Source organism: Sphingomonas nostoxanthinifaciens (genome assembly GCF_019930585.1).
Lineage (GTDB): Bacteria > Pseudomonadota > Alphaproteobacteria > Sphingomonadales > Sphingomonadaceae > Sphingomonas_I > Sphingomonas_I nostoxanthinifaciens.
Genome location: NZ_CP082839.1, coordinates 4,211,601 through 4,228,015, shown reverse-complemented (window position 1 = coordinate 4,228,015; position 16,415 = coordinate 4,211,601). Strand labels below are relative to the sequence as shown.

18 protein-coding genes are annotated in these 16,415 nt (G+C 69.9%); 11 read left to right on the top strand and 7 right to left on the bottom strand.

Features of this window, described 5'->3' with window-relative positions; genetic code table 11:
* Window positions 1-123: 123 nt before the first annotated feature.
* Window positions 124-402: a hypothetical protein gene (locus tag K8P63_RS20305; RefSeq protein WP_223797783.1), complete on the top strand. Its 279-nt coding sequence runs from the start codon at window positions 124-126 to the stop codon at window positions 400-402.
* 127 nt (window positions 403-529) lie between these two features.
* Here the strand turns inward: K8P63_RS20305 and K8P63_RS20300 are convergent, their stop codons facing one another.
* The 3 genes from K8P63_RS20300 to K8P63_RS20290 form a co-directional block, all read right to left on the bottom strand.
* On the bottom strand, window positions 530-2,125 hold the full coding sequence (locus K8P63_RS20300) for an ATP-binding protein (protein WP_223797782.1): 1,596 nt from the start codon (window positions 2,123-2,125) through the stop codon (window positions 530-532).
* A 77-nt stretch (window positions 2,126-2,202) separates the two neighbouring features.
* Window positions 2,203-2,955, bottom strand: coding sequence for a TIGR02186 family protein (locus K8P63_RS20295; RefSeq protein ID WP_223797781.1), 753 nt, complete (start codon window positions 2,953-2,955; stop codon window positions 2,203-2,205).
* Window positions 2,952-3,866 (bottom strand): sulfite exporter TauE/SafE family protein, encoded by a 915-nt coding sequence (locus K8P63_RS20290; RefSeq protein WP_223797780.1) that lies wholly within the window; start codon window positions 3,864-3,866, stop codon window positions 2,952-2,954. Before K8P63_RS20290 ends, K8P63_RS20295 begins: the two co-directional genes overlap by 4 nt.
* Window positions 3,867-3,933: 67 nt before the next feature.
* Between K8P63_RS20290 and K8P63_RS20285 the strand changes: the two genes are divergently transcribed.
* The 6 genes from K8P63_RS20285 (at window position 3,934) to K8P63_RS20260 (ending at window position 7,442) form a co-directional block, all read left to right on the top strand.
* Complete coding sequence (locus tag K8P63_RS20285; RefSeq protein ID WP_223797779.1) at window positions 3,934-4,668, top strand: alpha/beta fold hydrolase; 735 nt, start codon at window positions 3,934-3,936, stop codon at window positions 4,666-4,668.
* Window positions 4,665-5,402, top strand: coding sequence for a hypothetical protein (locus K8P63_RS20280; protein WP_223797778.1), 738 nt, complete (start codon window positions 4,665-4,667; stop codon window positions 5,400-5,402). The genes K8P63_RS20285 and K8P63_RS20280 overlap by 4 nt, the downstream gene beginning before the upstream one ends.
* A 72-nt stretch (window positions 5,403-5,474) precedes the next feature.
* Window positions 5,475-5,888, top strand: coding sequence for a VOC family protein (locus K8P63_RS20275; RefSeq protein ID WP_223797777.1), 414 nt, complete (start codon window positions 5,475-5,477; stop codon window positions 5,886-5,888).
* A 4-nt stretch (window positions 5,889-5,892) separates the two neighbouring features.
* Window positions 5,893-6,615: a hydroxyacylglutathione hydrolase gene (gloB, locus tag K8P63_RS20270; RefSeq protein WP_223797776.1), complete on the top strand. Its 723-nt coding sequence runs from the start codon at window positions 5,893-5,895 to the stop codon at window positions 6,613-6,615.
* Window positions 6,616-6,684: 69 nt separating this feature from the next.
* The gene (locus K8P63_RS20265) at window positions 6,685-7,077 is read left to right on the top strand and encodes a hypothetical protein (protein WP_223797775.1); all 393 of its coding nucleotides are present in this window, start codon (window positions 6,685-6,687) and stop codon (window positions 7,075-7,077) included.
* A complete protein-coding gene (locus K8P63_RS20260) occupies window positions 7,074-7,442 on the top strand; it encodes a hypothetical protein (protein WP_223797774.1) in 369 nt (122 codons plus the stop codon). Before K8P63_RS20265 ends, K8P63_RS20260 begins: the two co-directional genes overlap by 4 nt.
* Before the next feature lie 2 nt (window positions 7,443-7,444).
* Here the strand turns inward: K8P63_RS20260 and K8P63_RS20255 are convergent, their stop codons facing one another.
* The 4 genes from K8P63_RS20255 to K8P63_RS20240 all read right to left on the bottom strand — a co-directional run bounded on the left by K8P63_RS20255 (window position 7,445) and on the right by K8P63_RS20240 (window position 12,320).
* A complete protein-coding gene (locus K8P63_RS20255; protein ID WP_223797773.1) occupies window positions 7,445-9,187 on the bottom strand; it encodes an AMP-dependent synthetase/ligase in 1,743 nt (580 codons plus the stop codon).
* 22 nt (window positions 9,188-9,209) lie between these two features.
* Entirely contained in the window at window positions 9,210-10,952 is a 1,743-nt protein-coding gene (locus tag K8P63_RS20250; RefSeq protein WP_398288075.1) for a gamma-glutamyltransferase family protein, read from the bottom strand.
* Between the two features lie 72 nt (window positions 10,953-11,024).
* Window positions 11,025-11,255, bottom strand: a complete 231-nt coding sequence (locus tag K8P63_RS20245; protein WP_223797772.1) for a hypothetical protein — start codon at window positions 11,253-11,255, stop codon at window positions 11,025-11,027.
* Window positions 11,256-11,276: 21 nt separating this feature from the next.
* Entirely contained in the window at window positions 11,277-12,320 is a 1,044-nt protein-coding gene (locus tag K8P63_RS20240) for a quinone-dependent dihydroorotate dehydrogenase (protein WP_223797771.1), read from the bottom strand.
* Window positions 12,321-12,444: 124 nt separating this feature from the next.
* Between K8P63_RS20240 and K8P63_RS20235 the strand changes: the two genes are divergently transcribed.
* From K8P63_RS20235 to K8P63_RS20220, 4 genes are all read left to right on the top strand, one after another.
* Window positions 12,445-12,870, top strand: a complete 426-nt coding sequence (locus K8P63_RS20235) for an SUF system Fe-S cluster assembly regulator (protein ID WP_223797770.1) — start codon at window positions 12,445-12,447, stop codon at window positions 12,868-12,870.
* A complete protein-coding gene (gene sufB / locus K8P63_RS20230) occupies window positions 12,870-14,333 on the top strand; it encodes a Fe-S cluster assembly protein SufB (protein ID WP_223797769.1) in 1,464 nt (487 codons plus the stop codon). Before K8P63_RS20235 ends, sufB begins: the two co-directional genes overlap by 1 nt.
* A 136-nt stretch (window positions 14,334-14,469) precedes the next feature.
* Window positions 14,470-15,213 carry a Fe-S cluster assembly ATPase SufC gene (gene sufC / locus K8P63_RS20225; RefSeq protein WP_223797768.1) on the top strand — a complete coding sequence of 248 codons (744 nt, stop codon included), beginning with the start codon at window positions 14,470-14,472 and terminating at the stop codon, window positions 15,211-15,213.
* Window positions 15,210-16,343: a SufB/SufD family protein gene (locus K8P63_RS20220; RefSeq protein ID WP_223797767.1), complete on the top strand. Its 1,134-nt coding sequence runs from the start codon at window positions 15,210-15,212 to the stop codon at window positions 16,341-16,343. Before sufC ends, K8P63_RS20220 begins: the two co-directional genes overlap by 4 nt.
* Window positions 16,344-16,415: the final 72 nt, after the last annotated feature.

Sequence of the window (16,415 nt, the reverse complement as noted above, 5' to 3'; positions counted from 1 at the left end):
GCCCGCGCGGAACAGCCTGCATGTGGCTTGATCGAACCGCCCTGCCCGGTCAAGTCGGCCGCGACAGGGATCGTTCAGGCGGCCGGCGCTTTACAAGGTCGACCACCGCTTGCGGAGATGAGCATGACCGACCAGACCCCACCCCCCGGCCCGATCCCGCCGGCCGCGCAATCGCCATTCCCGCCGCATCCCGCGCCCAAGGCGCATGGCGAGGCACCGCTCCCGGAAAAGCCCGCGCCCGCGCCGACATTGGTACCCGGCATCGGCACGTTCGGCTTCACTTTGCTCGGCGGCGCGCTGGCGGCGGCGATCGGCGTGATCGTGGTGCGCCCGCTGCTCAAGCGCCGCGCCAAGCCCGCGGCGAAGCGCAAGGCGCCGCGGCGGAAGCCTGCGGCGAAGTAACGCAGGGTCATTCCGGCGAGGGGGCATCGCGCCCCCTCCGGCAACCACCCGGTGCTCCTGCGAAGGCAGGAGCCCAGAGCTTTAGGCGCGACATGCTTCCCCTGGGTTCCTGCGTTCGCAGGAACACTCAGTAGGGTCGCCCCTGTGCGCGCCAGCGGCGGATGATCTGGTCGAGGCGGTGGCGTTCGTCGCCGCGCTCGGTCCACGCCGCGCTGAACACCGGATCGCGCGAAGCGGGCAGCCGCTCCGGCTCCAGCGTGTCGAACGCGACGCGGATCGGCAGAGCCACGCCTTCGCCGACCACCACCGCCTCGCGGTTGCGCAGCGCTGGGATCGTCTCGATCAGCCCGCGCGCGCCCTCGGGCACGGCGGCGCGGACGAAGGCCTGGTCGCGCTCGTTGTTGAGCCGCATCGCGACGATCGTGCCGCATTGCGACAGTACGCCCTCGGCAAGGTCCGACGGCCGCTGGGTGACGAGCCCCAGCGCCACGCCATATTTACGGCCTTCCTTGGCGATCCGCTCGAGCACTGCGCGCGCCGGCGTGCGGCCCTCGGCGGGAATGTAGCGGTGCGCCTCCTCGCAGACGAGCAGCACCGGCCGTTGCACCAGCTCGCGCGACCACAAGGCATGATCGAAGATCAACCGCGCGATCAGCGACACGACCACCGCGGTGATCTCCGACGGGACAGCGGACAGATCGACGATCGAGATCGGCTTGCCTTCGCCCGGCAGGCGCAGCAGCCGCTGCAGCAGATCGGCCATGCTGTCCGCCACCAGCATGCCGGAGAACATGAAGGCGTAGCGCGGATCGGCCTTCACCTCCTCGATCCGCGCCTTCAGCCGCGAATAAGAGGCCAAGGCGCCCGCAGCCTTGTCGAGCTTGCCCATCTCGGCGTTGATGACCGCGCCCAGATCCGACAGCAGATAGGGGATCGGCGCGTCGACCGTCAGCCGCGTCATGCCCTCGGCCAGCCGGTTCTTCGCGCGCGCCGCCAGCAGGCATTTGGCGAGTATGTCGCGATCGGCCTGCCGCTCCGGCCCGCGCGCGGTAAGGAACACCTCGGCATGTTCGTCGAGGTTGAGCAGCCAATAGGGGATTGCGAGGTTGCCCGCGTCGAGGATCGCGCCACGATCCTTGAACGACGCGGCATATTCGCCGTGCGGATCGATCATCAGCACATGGCCCTCGGGTGCCACGTCGCAGATGCGGTGCAGGACGAGCGCGGTGGTGCTCGACTTGCCGGTGCCGGTCGAGCCGAGGATCGCGAAATGGCGGCCGAGCAGCGCGTCGATGCCCAGCGTCGCGGGCAGTTGGTGCTGCGGATGGACCGTGCCGATGGCAATGCGCGGGCGATCGTCCGCGGCGAAGATAGCGGCGAGATCGTCGGGCGATGCGGCGGCGAGCGCGCAGCCCGGCATCGGCATGCGGCTGACGCCCCGGCGAAAACGGACGAGCTTGCCGTTCTCCGTCTCGCCCTCGCCGACGAAATCGAGATCGGCGAGGATCGTCTCGTCGTCGGCCAGCCGCAGCGCGCGCACCTGCGCCACCAGCCGGCGCCCGGCGGCGCGCGCGACGACGTAGCTGCCGATCTCGCCGGCCGGCCCGTCGAGCCGCGCGAGCACCGCCGCGTCGAAAATCGCCTGCGCGCCCGCGCCCGACAGGTCGGTCAGCCGACCGATCTGCGTGTCGGCGGCGATGGTGAATCCGGTGAACGCGTTCATGCCGCCGGACTAGCCGACCGAAGTTAAGGAATTTACGGATAACGCCTCAGGCGCTCCGCGTCATTCCGTCGCCCGCATCAGCGGCGCGCGAAGCCGATCGCCGCCGCCCAGCCGAGCAGGAGCGACAGCGCCACTGCCACCAGCCCGTAGGCGAGGGGGTCGCGGTCGGCGCTGGTCGCGACGAACCGCTCGAAGCCCGATTTGTCGATGACGATGTCGCGCGTCGCCGCCGCCACCACCCGGCCGTCGCGGATCAGGAATGTCTCGGCGGTATAGCTGCCGACCGGCACGCGCGCCGGAATCGGCACGGTCGCGCGGTACAGCACGCCCTCGCGGATCGTGACGCTGCCGACATGCTCGGCATAGAGGCCGGCGCGGCGCTTCATCTCGACCAGCCCGGCCTCGAACCGCGCCTGCTCGGCCGCGCCGGCGCCGTTGGCGGGCGAGAGCAGGAGATTGTCGATGCCGAGCTCGTAGATTGCCGCGGTGCGCTGGCTCACCAGCCTGTCCAGCGGGCGCGAGCTGGCGACCGCGTAGAACGACGGCACCGATCGGAAGCGCTCGCTCGCATGGTTGACCCACACGCCCGCGACCTTCGCTTTCTCGCGCACCAGCAGCGGCTCGGACGGGCCCTTCACCACCACCGCGACCTCGGTGCCCGGCGCGGCGGCGCGGCCGCCGGGATAAAGCACCGCGCCGAACAGCAGCAGTTCGGCGCCGGTGAAGCTGTAGGCGATGTCGACCTGCGTCTGCGACACGTCGGGCACCAGCCGCGGCTCGCTCGCCCCCACCAGCAAGGGCGCGAGCAGCGCCAGCGCGGCGGCCCTCACAGCGGCTGCACCGTGTAGATCGCGTCCGGCTGCCACGTCAGCCCGATCGCCATGCGGAAGGCGACGAACAGCACGATCACGGCGAGCGCCATGCGCGCATATTCGGGCTTCACCGTCTGGACGAGCCGCGCGCCGATCTGCGCGCCGGTCACCGATCCCACCAGCAGCAACGCCGCCAGCACGAGATCGACCGCATGCGTCGTCAGCGCGTGGACCAGCGTGGTCGCGGCGGTGACGAACAGGCCCTGGAACAGCGATGTGCCGACCACGACGCGCGTCGACACGCCGAAGATGTAGATCATCGCCGGCACGAGGATGAAGCCGCCAGAGACGCCCATCAGCACGGTCAGCATGCCCGACACCAGCCCCAGCAGGAACGGTGCGAGTGGCGAGATGTAGAGGCCGGCGCCGTAGAAGCGCCAGCGCATCGGCAGCACCGCGATCAGGCGATGGTGCCGGCGCGTCGTGGTCGACACCGGCTTGCCGGCGCGTATCGCCAGCACCGAACGCACCGATTCGCGCGCCATTGTCAGGCCGATCCAGCCGAGCAGCGCCACATAGAGCAGCCCCACCACCAGATCGATCTGGCCGCCTTTCTGCAGCAGGCGGAAAATGAAGCCGCCGGCGAGGCTGCCGGTCGCCCCGCCCGCCACCAACACCCAGCCCATGCGGAAATCGACCCCCTTGCGCCGGCTGTGCGCCAGCACGCCCGATACGCTCGCCCCGGTGATCTGCGTGGCGGACGAAGCGACCGCCACCGCTGGCGGCACGCCGTAGAAGATCAGGAAGGGCGTGATGAGGAAGCCGCCGCCCACGCCAAACATGCCCGACAGGATGCCGACCATGCCGCCCAGCAATACGATCATGGCCGCGTTGACCGACAGCCCCGCGATCGGCAGGTAAAGGTGCATGGGGGGCGTTAGACGCCACCTGCCGCGGGCTTGCAAGCGCGGGGGCCGCCGCCCCATCTGGCACGACATGACCGATTATCTCGACCGCCCCGGCCTGCCGCGTCTCGCCGTCGATCAGCGCGACGGTGCCGGACCGACGATCGTCTTCCTGCCCGGCTACGGCTCCGACATGACCGGCAGCAAGGCGACGGCGCTGGATGCGTGGGCGGAGGCCGAGGGGCTCGCCATGCTGCGCTTCGATTATCGCGGCTGCGGCGCGAGCGAGGGCGTGTTCGGCGCCGCGACGCTCGACGACTGGCGCGACGACGTGCTCGACGCGATCGACGCGCTGACCACCGGGCCGCTGGTTCTGGTGGGATCGTCGATGGGCGGCTGGCTGATGCTGCTGGTCGCGCTGGAGCGGCGCGAGCGGGTGGCGGGGCTGGTCGGCCTCGCCGCCGCGCCCGATTTCACCGACTGGGGCTATGACGACGACACCCGCGCGGCGCTGGCGGAGGACGGGCTGTTCGCGCGCCACTCGGCTTATTCGGACGCGCCGCAGATCACCACCCAGGCCTTCTGGCAGAGCGGGCAGGCCAATCTGCTGCTGGGCGGGGAGATCGCGATCGATGGCCCGGTGCGGCTGCTGCACGGGCTGGACGATGCCGAGGTACCGCCGTCGATCGCCTTCCGGCTCGGCCGCGCGCTCCGTTCAGCCGATGTGCAGACCATCCTCGTCAAGGGCGGCGACCACCGTCTGTCGCGCCCACAGGATCTCGGCCTGCTGTGCGCGACGGTCCGCGCGCTCGTCGAGGCCCTATGATTTCGCTGTTGCTCACCGCCGCGCTGACGCTTGCCGAAATGCCCGGCGGCGACGAGGCGCGCTTCGCCGCGTGCCGGACGCTCATCAAGTCCAATCCGCAGCGCGCGCTGGACGAGGCCGATGCCTGGGCGAAGAAGACCGCCGACGTGCCTGCCCAGCAATGCCTCGGCCTCGCCTTCGTCGGGCTCGAGCGGTGGGAGCCGGCGGCGCTCACCTTCGCGACCGCGGCGCAGGATGCCGAGATCAAGCGCGACGGCCGCGCGGCCTTGCTGTGGACGCAGGCGGGCAATGCCGCGCTCGGCGGCGACGATCCGGGCAAGGCCCGCCAATATCTCGATCGCGCGGTGGCGCTGCCGACCTTGCCGGCGCAGCTGCGCGGCGAGGCCTATCTCGATCGCGCGCGCGCCGATGTCGCGCTGGGCGACATGGTGCTCGGCCGGATCGATCTCGACAAGGCGCTGGCACTGGTGCCGAAGGATCCGTTCGCGTGGCTGCTGTCCGCCACGCTGGCGCGGCGCGAGAGCGAGTTCGAGCGTGCCGGCAAGGACATCGTCGAGGCGACGCGGCTCGCGCCCGACGATCCCGCGGTCGCGCTGGAGGCGGGCAACATCGCCGCCGCGCGCGGCCAGGCCGATGCCGCGCTCGCCGCGTGGAGCCGCGCCGCACAGCTCGGCCCCAAGGATCCCGCCGGCCTAGCGGCCGCCGCCGCGCTGAAGGCGAACAAGCAGCCCTAAGGACATGCGCCGCCGCTCATTCCCATTGCGAACCGCTGGCGGCACGCTGACGGCACGCCTAAAGACCGCCGCATGAAATATCTCCACACCATGATCCGCGTGTCGGATCCCGACGCGACGATCCGCTTCCTCGGCCTGCTGGGCTTGCGCGAGGTCAAGCGGATGGAGAGCGAGTCCGGGCGCTTCACGCTCATCTACCTCGCCGCGCCGGGCGACGAGGATGCGCAGGTCGAGCTCACGCACAATTGGGACGAGACCGGCTATACCGGCGGCCGCAATTTCGGCCACATCGCCTATCAGGTCGACGACATCTACGCCGTCTGCCGGACGCTGATGGATGCCGGCGTGACGATCAATCGCCCGCCGCGCGACGGCCACATGGCGTTCGTGCGCACGCCCGACGGCATCTCGATCGAGCTACTGCAGGCGGGCCGGCTGGAGCCCGCCGAGCCGTGGCTGTCGATGCCCAACACCGGCAGCTGGTGACGCGATGATCGAGGTCGTCCGCATCGCCGCGCTGCAGGACAATTACATCTGGATGGCGCATGATGACGCCAGCGGCGCGACGGTGGTGATCGACCCGGCCGAGGCGCAGCCGGTGCTGGACGAAGCGGCGCGCCGCGGCTGGACGATCGACCAGATCTGGAACACGCACTGGCACGGCGATCACACCGGCGGCAATGCCGCGATCAAGGCGGCGACCGGCTGCACGATCACCGGGCCGGCGGCCGAAGCCGACAAGATCCCGACGCTCGACGTGCTGGTCGACGAGGGCGACACGGCGCAACTCGGCGCGATCGCGGCGCAGGTGCTGGCGGTGCCGGCGCATACGGCGGGCCACATCGCTTATCACCTGCCCGCGGCGGGGATCGCCTTCGTCGGCGACACCCTGTTCGCGATGGGCTGCGGCCGGCTGTTCGAGGGCACGGCGGCGCAGATGTGGGCCAACATGCAGCGGCTGGCGGCGCTCCCGCCGGAAACGCTGGTCTATTGCGCGCACGAATATACGCTGTCGAACGCGCGCTTCGCCATCGTCGCCGAGCCCGACAATCGGGCGGTCGCCGCGCGGTTGGCGGCGGTCGAGGCGGCGCGCTCGCGCGGCGAGGCGACCGTGCCCACCACGATTGCCGACGAGCGCGCGACCAATCCCTTCATGCGCGCCGGCAGCGCCGAGGAACTCGGCCGCCGCCGCGCCGCCAAGGATGCGTTCTAGGCGCTCTCGGGCTATGATGCGCATCCGCCGGACCGGCTTATGCGTTTCGGTGGAAAAGGAGAGAGCAAGATGCGCGCGCTGATCGCCTTGACCCTGCTGCCGCTGGCGGCCCCCGCTTTCGCCGCCGGCCGCCACGATCCGGAGGCGCGGCTCGCGCGCGTGATCGGCGATCGCCAGCCGGGCGCGCCGGTCCAGTGCATCAACATTAATCCGACGACCAACTCGACCACGATCGACGGCGTCGGCATCGTCTATGAAAGTGGGGCGACCGCCTATCTCAACCGCTTCGATCGCGGCTGCCCGCAGCTCACCAGCGATTCGATCATCATCACGCGCCAGCCGACCGGCCAGCTTTGTCGCGGCGACATTGCGGATATCCAGACGAGCTCGCCGCCCTCGCTGCCCAAGGGATCGTGCGCGTTCGATGCGTTCGTGCCCTATTCGAAGGTAAAGGCGAAATGATCCGCGCCGTCGCGCTCGGGCTCGCCGTGCTGGCCGCCCCGGTCATGGCCGCGACCCCCGACGCAGCGCTGCAGAAACTGCTCGCCGGCAAGCATGCCGAGGCGCCGCGGCGCTGCATCATGCCCGATCTTACCGCGCAACCGCGCATCATCGACGGGCGGGCGATGGTCTATTGGCGCGGCCGCACGACCTATGACGGCAGCTTCAAGGGCGGCTGTTCGCAGCTGCGCGCCGACCGCACCGTCATCACGACGATGAACAATGGCCAGCTTTGCGCCAACGATCCGGCGCGGGTGGTGCAGGCGGGCGCCAGCAGCGGCTTCGGCTTCTGCACCTTCGACGGCTTTACGCCCTACCGCAAATAGGCTCAGCGCGCGTAGAGCGCGTCGAGGCGCGCGCCGTAGCGGGCGCGCAGCACGTGGCGCCGCACCTTCAGTGACGGCGTCAGCTCGCCATTCTCGATCGCGAAGGGTTCGTCGGCCACCAGGATGCGCCGCACCCGCTCGGTGGTCGACAGGCCGGCGTTCACGCGGTCGACCGCCGCCATCAGCAGGCGCGCGGGATCGGCCCCCGGCGGCAGCGTCGCGCGCCATTCGGCATCGGGCACCACCAGCCCGACCAGATAGGGCCGGCGGTCGCCCGCCACCATCGCCTGCGCGATCTCGGGCTCGATCGTCAGCATGCCCTCGACCCGCTGCGGCGAGACATTGTCGCCCTTGTCGTTGACGATCAGATCCTTCTTGCGATCGGTGATGACGATGCGACCGGCATCGTCGACATGGCCGACGTCGCCGGTGTGCAGCCAGCCGTCGACCAGCACGCGCGCGGTCTCGGCATCGTTGCGCCAATAGCCGTGCATCACATTCTCGCCCTGGACGAGGATCTCGCCATCGGGCGCGATGCGCACGGTGACGCCGTCGAGCGGCGGCCCGACCGTGTCGAGCCGGATGCCCGCGCGCGGGCGGTTGCACGAAATGACCGGCCCCGCCTCGGTCTGGCCATAGCCCTGCAGCAGGGTCAGCCCCAGCGCGTCGAAGAAGCCGCCGACCTCGGGATTGAGCGGCGCGCCGCCCGAGACGAGCGCCTTCAGCCGCCCGCCGAAGCGCGCGCGGATCTTGCGCCGGATGGTCAGGTCGAGCAGCAGGTCGAGCGGACGATCCGCGATCCCGCGCCGTTCCTTGCGGCCCAGCGCCAGCGCGCGCTCCAGCAGGCGCTGGGCGAGGCCGCCCTGCTTCTCGATCTGTTTCAGAATGCGCGCGCGCAGCAACTCGAACAGGCGCGGCACAACGATCATGATCGTCGGCCGCACCTCCTCGATATTGGCGGCGAGCCGGTCGATGCTCTCGGCATAATAGATCTGCGCGCCCAGCGCGATCGGCAGGTGCAACCCGCCCGAATGCTCGTAGGCGTGGCTCAGCGGCAGCAGGCTCAGGAACACCTCGTCGCCATGCGCGAAATCGTCGAGGATGATCTGGCGGCAGCCGGCGACGTTGCGCAGGATCGCGCCGTGATGCTGCGGCACGCCGCGCGGAGAGCCGCCGGTGCCGCTCGTATAGATGATGCAGGCGGTGTCGCTCCGCGCGAAGCCCGCCCCTGCAGCACAGGCGGCGACGTCGCCCGGCTGCGCATCGAGCAGCGCTTGCCACTCGTACAGCCGCAGCGCGCCGATCCGCTCGCGTGGGCCCGGCTCGATCGTGATCGCGATGTCGCAGGTCGAGGAGCGCGCCAGCGCCTGCAGCAGCGGCTTCGCGAGCTTTGCGGTGGAGACGATCGCCGCGCGCGCGCCGCTATTCTCGGCGACGTGGACATGATCGGCCACGGTGTTGCTGGTATAGGCCGGCACGGTGATGCCACCCGCTGCCATGATCGCGAGATCGGCGATCGCCCATTCGGGGCGGTTCTCCGCCACCAGCATCACCCGGTCGCCGCGCTCCAGCCCCAGCGCGCGCAACGCCTCGGCCAATTTCGCGACACGGATCGCGCTCTCGCGCCAGCTCAGCGGCTGCCAGCGGTCGGCATCCTTCGCCCACAGGAAGGGCGCATCGCCCTGGTCCGCCGCCTGCCGGAAGAACAAGGCGACGAGGTTCGGCATCGTGTCGAGATCGAGCATCGGGTCTCCTGCCCGCCGCCTCTTATTCGGGCGGCGTGTTCTTCAGTCGCGTGGCGCGGGTGATCGTGCCGGACGCGCCGGTTTCGCTTAGCGCCACGCCTTCGCTGCGCGGATCGGCCGCGCCGCGCCAATGGCCGCCGACGCGTTCGATCGCATTGGCCTTGAGGCCGAGCGGGGCGACGCGCAAGGTCTCGCCCAGTTGCGCGAGCGCGGGCATCATCGGCTCGAGCTGCGTGCCCTGCTCGGCCACCCCGCCCACCGATGGCGCGTAGAGCAGGCCGAGCGCGATCGCGTCCTGCGCGCTCATATGCCAGTCGAGCACCGCGACCAGCGCCTTCGCCACCTGCGCGATGATGGTCGAGCCGCCCGCCGCGCCGAGCGCGATTCGCACGCGCCCGTCGGGGCCGTAGACGATCGTCGGCGACATCGAGCTGCGCGGCCGTTTGTGCGGGCCGACCCGGTTGGGGACGAGCGCGCCGTCGCGCACGGGCACGATGTCGAAATCGGTCAGCTCGTTGTTGAGGAACAGCCCGGCGACGGTCAGCCCCGATCCGAACGGGCTCTCGATCGTCGAGGTCACCTCGGCGACGTCGCCCTGCCGATCAACCGCGACCATGTCGGTGGTGCCATGCTCGTCGATCGGCACCGCGCGGGGCGGCGTGGGCGCGCCCGGCGGGGTGCCGGGCGTCACCTTCGCCATCGTCCGCTCGGGTGCGATCAACGCCGAGCGGCTGGCGAGATAGGCGGGATCGAGCAACCCCTTGGTCGGCACCGTCACATGATCGGTATCGCCCATCCACGCGTCGCGATCGGCATAAGCCAGCCGCTCCGATTCGGCGAGCAGGTGCCACGTGACTGCCGAATCCTTGCCCAGCTTCGCCATGTCGAAGCGTTCGAGCTGCTTCAGGATCATCAGCACGGTCGTGCCGCCCGCCGAGGGCGAGCCCATCCCGCAGACGCGATAGATGCGATAGGTGCCGCACACTGGCGGCCGATCATGCGCGGCATAGTCGGTCAGGTCGGCCGCCGTCATCTTCGACGGGTTGCGCGCGGCGCCGTTGACCGCGCGCACCAGCGCCTCGGCATTGGCGCCGGTGTAGAAGGCGCCGGGGCCTTCCTTGGCGATGCGCGCGAACAGGGCGGCCTGTTCGGGATCCTTGAGGATCGCGCCGACCGGCCATGCCTGCCCATCGGGACCGAAGAAATGGCCGCGCGCCCAGGCGTCGACATGGCCGCCATATTGGCCGAGCGAATTATGCAGGCGCGGCGTCACAGCGAAGCCGTCGCGTGCCAGCCGGATCGCCGGCTGGAACAATTGCGCCCACGGCAGGCGGCCATGCTTGGCATGCGCCAGCGCCATCATCCGCAGATTGCCGGGCACGCCGACGCTGCGGCCACCCGGGATCGCGGCGCCGTGCGACAGCGGCTGGCCGTCGCGATAGAACCAATGGTCGTCCGCCGCTGCCGGCGCCATCTCGCGCCCGTCGAACGTATCGGTCGTGCCGGCGCGCGCATCGTGGTGGACCATGAAGCCGCCGCCGCCGATGCCCGAGCTTTGCGGCTCGACGACGTTGAGCGCGAGCATCATCGCGATCACCGCATCGGCCGCGCTGCCGCCGGCGCGCAGGATCTCGGCACCGGCCGCCGCCGCGCGCGGATCGGCGGCAGAGACCATGCCCGGCTCGGTGCGCGGCGCGCGTGCGGGGAGGGACTGGGAACAGCCGAGCGCGCACGCTGCGGCGAGACAGAGCAGGCGCCGGATCATGCCGCGGTCATAAGGCCTCGTCGCCGCGCGGCAAGCGGTGGCGGCAACCGCCATGCCGAAGAAAGAATTCGCTTATTCGTCGCGGGGAATGGCGCCGCGCCGTACCGCGCCGCCGCCGGTCAGCGCGAGCAGCAGCAACGTCAGGCAGGGCATGATCGCGGCGAACGCGACGCCGGCAGCGGGCGAGCGGGTCGTGCCCTCGCCGATATTATAGCCGATCACGTAATTGGCGCCGAGGAAGACCAGCACGCTGACGATCGCGGGAACGGCTGATTGCGGCGTGCCGTCGTCCAGCATCGGCATCCTCTCCTAAACGCCCGTCGTCTAGGGTGACGGGTCGCCGATACCGATGGCCGAACGGATACTGGAGTGGCCATCCGCAACCAGTAACGCGGCCAGTTCCGTTTGGATCCGTCGCGGAAGCGATGGACCCGAAAAAATTATCGCGGAGTAGATCTGGACGAGGCTCGCCCCCGCGCAGATGCGCGCATAGGCCTCCGCGCCGCTGTCGATCCCGCCCACCGCCACCAGTGGCACCCCCCCGCCGGTCGCGCGGCGCACGTCGCGCAGCCGTGCGGCGGCAAGGCTCTGCAGTGGCTTGCCCGACAGGCCGCCGGCCTCGTCGCGATGGCGCGATGCGAGCGGCGGGCGGCTGAGCGTGGTGTTGCCGATGATGAGCGCATCGACTCGCCGGTCGATCACCACGCGCGCGATCGCGTCGATGTCGGCGGGGGCGAGATCGGGCGCGATCTTCAGGAAGATCGGCGGGCCGCCCGCCGGCCGCGCCGCCATCACCGCCTCCAGCAGCGCGTCGAGCGCCTGCGCGTCCTGCAGGCTGCGCAGCCCCGGCGTGTTGGGCGAGGAGATGTTGACCGTCAGATAATCGGCGACCGGCGCCATCGTCCGCACGCCGACGGCATAATCGGCGATCCGGTCGGCCGCATCCTTGTTCGCGCCGATATTGACGCCGACGATGCCCAGGCTGCGGTCGCGTCGTGCCAGCCGCGCAAAGGCGGCGGCGTGGCCGCGATTGTTGAAGCCCATCCGGTTGATGATGCCCTCATCCGCTTCCAGCCGGAAGAGGCGCGGGCGCGGATTGCCCGCCTGCGGCTGCGGCGTGACCGTGCCGACCTCGACCGAGCCGAAGCCGAGGCCGAGCAGGGCGTCCGCCGCCGCGGCATCCTTGTCGAGCCCGGCGGCGAGGCCCACCGGCGAGGGAAAGTCGATGCCCGCGACGGTCACGGCGAGTCCCGGATCGTAGGCAGGTCGGCGCGCGGGCATCCGCGCGAGCGCCGCGAGCGCGAAATGGTGCGCGCGCTCGGCATCCATCCGGAACAGCAGGGGGCGAAGCAGGGGATAGAGCGCCATGCCCCGCTATGGCCTCGCGTCGGCCCACTCGTCATCCCCCAACTGCGCGGGCCGGCCGGTTCGCGGCTTGACGGGCGGCGATCCGGGCCTATGTGCAATCCGACCAATTCGATCCGATTAGCAGATGCGCCTTTCAAACCTCGCCGATTATGCCGTCGTGCTCCTGTCCGCCACCGCGCGGGGCGGATCGGCGCGCGCCAACGCCACGACGCTGGCGGAGGAAACCGGCGTGCCGTTGCCGACGGTGCAGAAGCTGGTCGGGCGGCTGGCGGCGGCGGGGCTGATCGTGTCGGCACGCGGCGCCGGCGGCGGCTTCCACCTCGCACGGCCGGCGGCGAGCATCTCGCTCGCCGACATCGTCGAGGCGGTGGAGGGGCCGATTGCGCTGACCGCGTGCGTTGACGAGGGGCGCCACGAATGCGCGCTCGACCGGCAATGCGCGGTCAAGCCGCACTGGTCGGTGGTGAACGGCGCGCTGCGTGGCGCGCTGGCGAATGTTTCCTTGGAAAGCCTGGCGGGAACGATCCCTGCCGGCGAGGCGGTGAACTGATGGCGACGAAGAATGCGGAGGCCTATGCGGCCGTCGAGAAGCCCTATGAATGGGGCTTCACCAGCGACATCGAGCAGGAGTTCGCACCCAAGGGCCTGTCCGAGGATACGGTCCGCTTCATCTCCGCCAAGAAGGGCGAGCCCGAATGGATGCTCGACTGGCGGCTGAAGGCCTATCGCCACTGGCTGACGATGGAGTCGCCGGATTGGGCCAAGCTCGACATCCCGCCGATCGACTATCAGGACGCTTATTATTACGCGGCGCCCAAGGTGAAGCCGACGCTCGCCAGCCTCGACGAACTCGATCCCGAAATCCGGCGTACCTATGAGAAGCTCGGCATCCCGATCGAGGAGCAGAAGGTGCTCGCCGGGGTCGAGGGCGCGCGCAAGGTGGCGGTCGACGCGGTGTTCGACAGCGTCTCGGTCGCGACGACCTTCCGCGCCGAGCTCGATCGCGCCGGCGTCATCTTCCGCTCGATCAGCGAGGCGGTGAAGGAATTCCCCGATCTCGTCCGCAAATGGCTGGGCAAGGTCGTGCCGATCCACGACAATTATTTCGCGGCACTCAACGCGGCGGTCTTCTCCGACGGCACCTTCGTCTACGTGCCCGAAGGCGTGCGCTGCCCGATGGAGCTCAGCACCTATTTCCGCATCAACGCCGCCAATACCGGTCAGTTCGAGCGCACGTTGATCGTCGCGGACAAGGGCGCCTACGTCTCGTATCTCGAGGGCTGCACCGCGCCGATGCGCGACGAGAACCAGCTCCACGCCGCGGTGGTCGAGCTGGTCACGCTGGACGATGCCGAGATCAAATATTCGACCGTGCAGAACTGGTATCCGGGCGATGCCCAGGGCCGCGGCGGCATCTACAATTTCGTCACCAAGCGCGCGCTCTGCCAGGGCCGCAACAGCAAGGTGTCGTGGACGCAGGTCGAGACCGGCAGCGCGATCACGTGGAAATATCCGTCGTGCGTGCTGGCGGGCGAGAACAGTGTCGGCGAATTCTATTCGGTCGCGGTCACCAACAACCGCCAGCAGGCCGATACCGGGACGAAGATGATCCATCTCGGCAAGGGATCGCGCTCGACGATCGTGTCGAAGGGCATTTCGGCCGGGCGCTCGGACAATACCTATCGCGGGCTGGTGCGCGTCGGGCCGACCGCCGAGAATGTCCGCAACTTCACCCAGTGCGACAGCCTGCTGCTCGGCAGCGCATGCGGCGCGCACACCGTGCCCTATATCGAGGTGCGCAACCCCTCCGCGCAGATCGAGCATGAGGCGACCACCTCGAAGATCAGCGACGATCAGCTCTTCTACGCCATGTCTCGCGGGCTCGATCAGGAAGCGGCGGTGGCGCTGATCGTCAACGGCTTCGCCAAGGAAGTGCTGCAGCAGCTGCCGATGGAGTTTGCGGTCGAGGCGCAGAAGCTGCTGGGGGTCAGCCTCGAGGGCTCGGTCGGATGATCAGGCGATGCACTCCCTCTCCCCAGCGGGGAGAGGGTTGGGGTGAGGGCGCGACGCGCAGCGTCGTATCCTGCCTTCATCGTCGCACACCCTCACCCAACCCTCTCCCCCAGGGAGAGGGCTTCATGGAATGACAATGCTACAGATTTCCAACCTCCACGCCGAAGTCGACGGCAAGCAGATCCTCAAGGGGCTCGATCTCGCCGTGAATGCGGGCGAGGTCCATGCGATCATGGGGCCGAACGGCGCGGGCAAGTCGACGCTCGCCTACGTGCTGGCCGGCCGGCCGGGCTATGAGGTGACCGACGGAACCCTCAACTTCCTCAACTTCGACCTCGCCGAACTCGCCCCGCACGAGCGCGCCGCCAACGGCCTGTTCCTCGGCTTTCAATATCCGGTCGAGATTCCCGGCGTCTCCAACCTGCAGTTCCTGCGCGAGGCGCTGAACGCGCAGCGGCGCGGACGCGGGGAGGAGCCGCTGTCGGGCGCGGAGTTCCTGAAGCTCGCCCGCGCGCAGGCGGCAAGCCTGGGCCTCGATCCGGAAATGCTCAAGCGCCCGGTCAATGTCGGCTTTTCGGGCGGCGAGAAGAAGCGCGCCGAGATGGTACAGATGGGCATCATCGACCCGAAGCTCGCCATCCTCGACGAGACCGACAGCGGGCTCGACATCGATGCGCTCAAGGCGGTCGGCGCCGGCATCAACACGATCATGCGCCGCCCCGATAAGGCGGTCTTGCTCATCACCCACTATCAGCGCCTGCTCGATTATGTGCAGCCCGATTTCGTCCACGTGCTGGCGGGCGGCCGCATCGTCCGCTCGGGCGGCGCCGAGCTGGCGCACGAGCTCGAGCGCGAAGGCTATGGAGCGATCGCCGCGTGACCGTCGCGCTCGCCCTTCCGTCGGCGCGCGACGAGGCATGGCGCTGGTCCGATCTGTCGGCATTGCCCGCCTTTGCCGATGCGGAGCCGCGCGGCGGCGTGGTCGACGTCCATGATCTGTGGATCGGCTGCGGCGGCCCGCGCCTGCTGTTCGTCGACGGCCGCTTCGAGCCGGCCTTGAGCGATATCCGGCCGCTCGCGATCGGGCCGGTCGCGGCGGCGAGCGCGCATCCGCTCGGCAGCCTCGTCACCGGCGACGGCTGGACGCTCGAGCTGGCGATCGACCATGCGCCGGTCGGCACGATCGAGATCCTGCATGTCGGCACCGGCGGTTCCAGCCACCTGCCCGCGCGGATCGCGCTGGGCGAAGGCGCGCAGGCGAGCATCGTCGAGACCTATGCCGGCGAGGGCTGGGCCAACCGCCTGACGCGGATCGACCTCGCCCCCCATGCGCGGCTGATGCGCGCGATCCGGCTGGTGCAGCATAGCGGCTTCGTCTCGACGCGCGACGAAGCGGAGATCGCGACCGGCGCGAGCCTCGTCACCACGATCCTTGGCGCGGGCGGGGCGGACAGCCGCATCGATGCGCAACTCGAATCGGCCGGGCCGGGCGCCTTCGTGGAATTTGGCGGCGCTTTGCTCGCGCGCGGACAACAGCGGCACGAGGCCGCGGTGGCGGTGCGCCATGCGGCGCCGGGCGGATCGAGCCGCCAGCTGTGGCGCGCCGTCGCCGACGATCGCGCGACGGTCAGCCTCGCCGCGCGGGTCGAGGTGGCGCGCGATGCGCAGCAGACCGATGGCGAGCAGTCGCTGCGCGGTCTGCTGCTCAAGCGCGCGGCGACGGTGAATCTGAAGCCCGAGCTGGAGATCTTCGCTGACGACGTGAAGTGCGCGCACGGCGCGACCGTGGGCGAGCTCGACCGGCAGGCCTTGTTCTACCTCGAATCGCGCGGGCTGCTGCCGGCGCAGGCGCGCGCCTTGCTCACCCGCGCCTTCGTCGCCGACGCGCTCGACCGCATCGGCGAGGAGCGCGCGCGCGAGGTGTTCGCGGACGCGGCGGCGCAATGGTTGGATGCTTCCCCTCTCCCGACGGGAGAGGGCGGGCCCCGCCGTGAAACGGTGGGAGGGTGAGGGTGACCGACCTCGCTGGAGCCCCTCACCCTCCCGTCGCTGACGCGACGGGCCCCTCCCTCTCCCCACGGG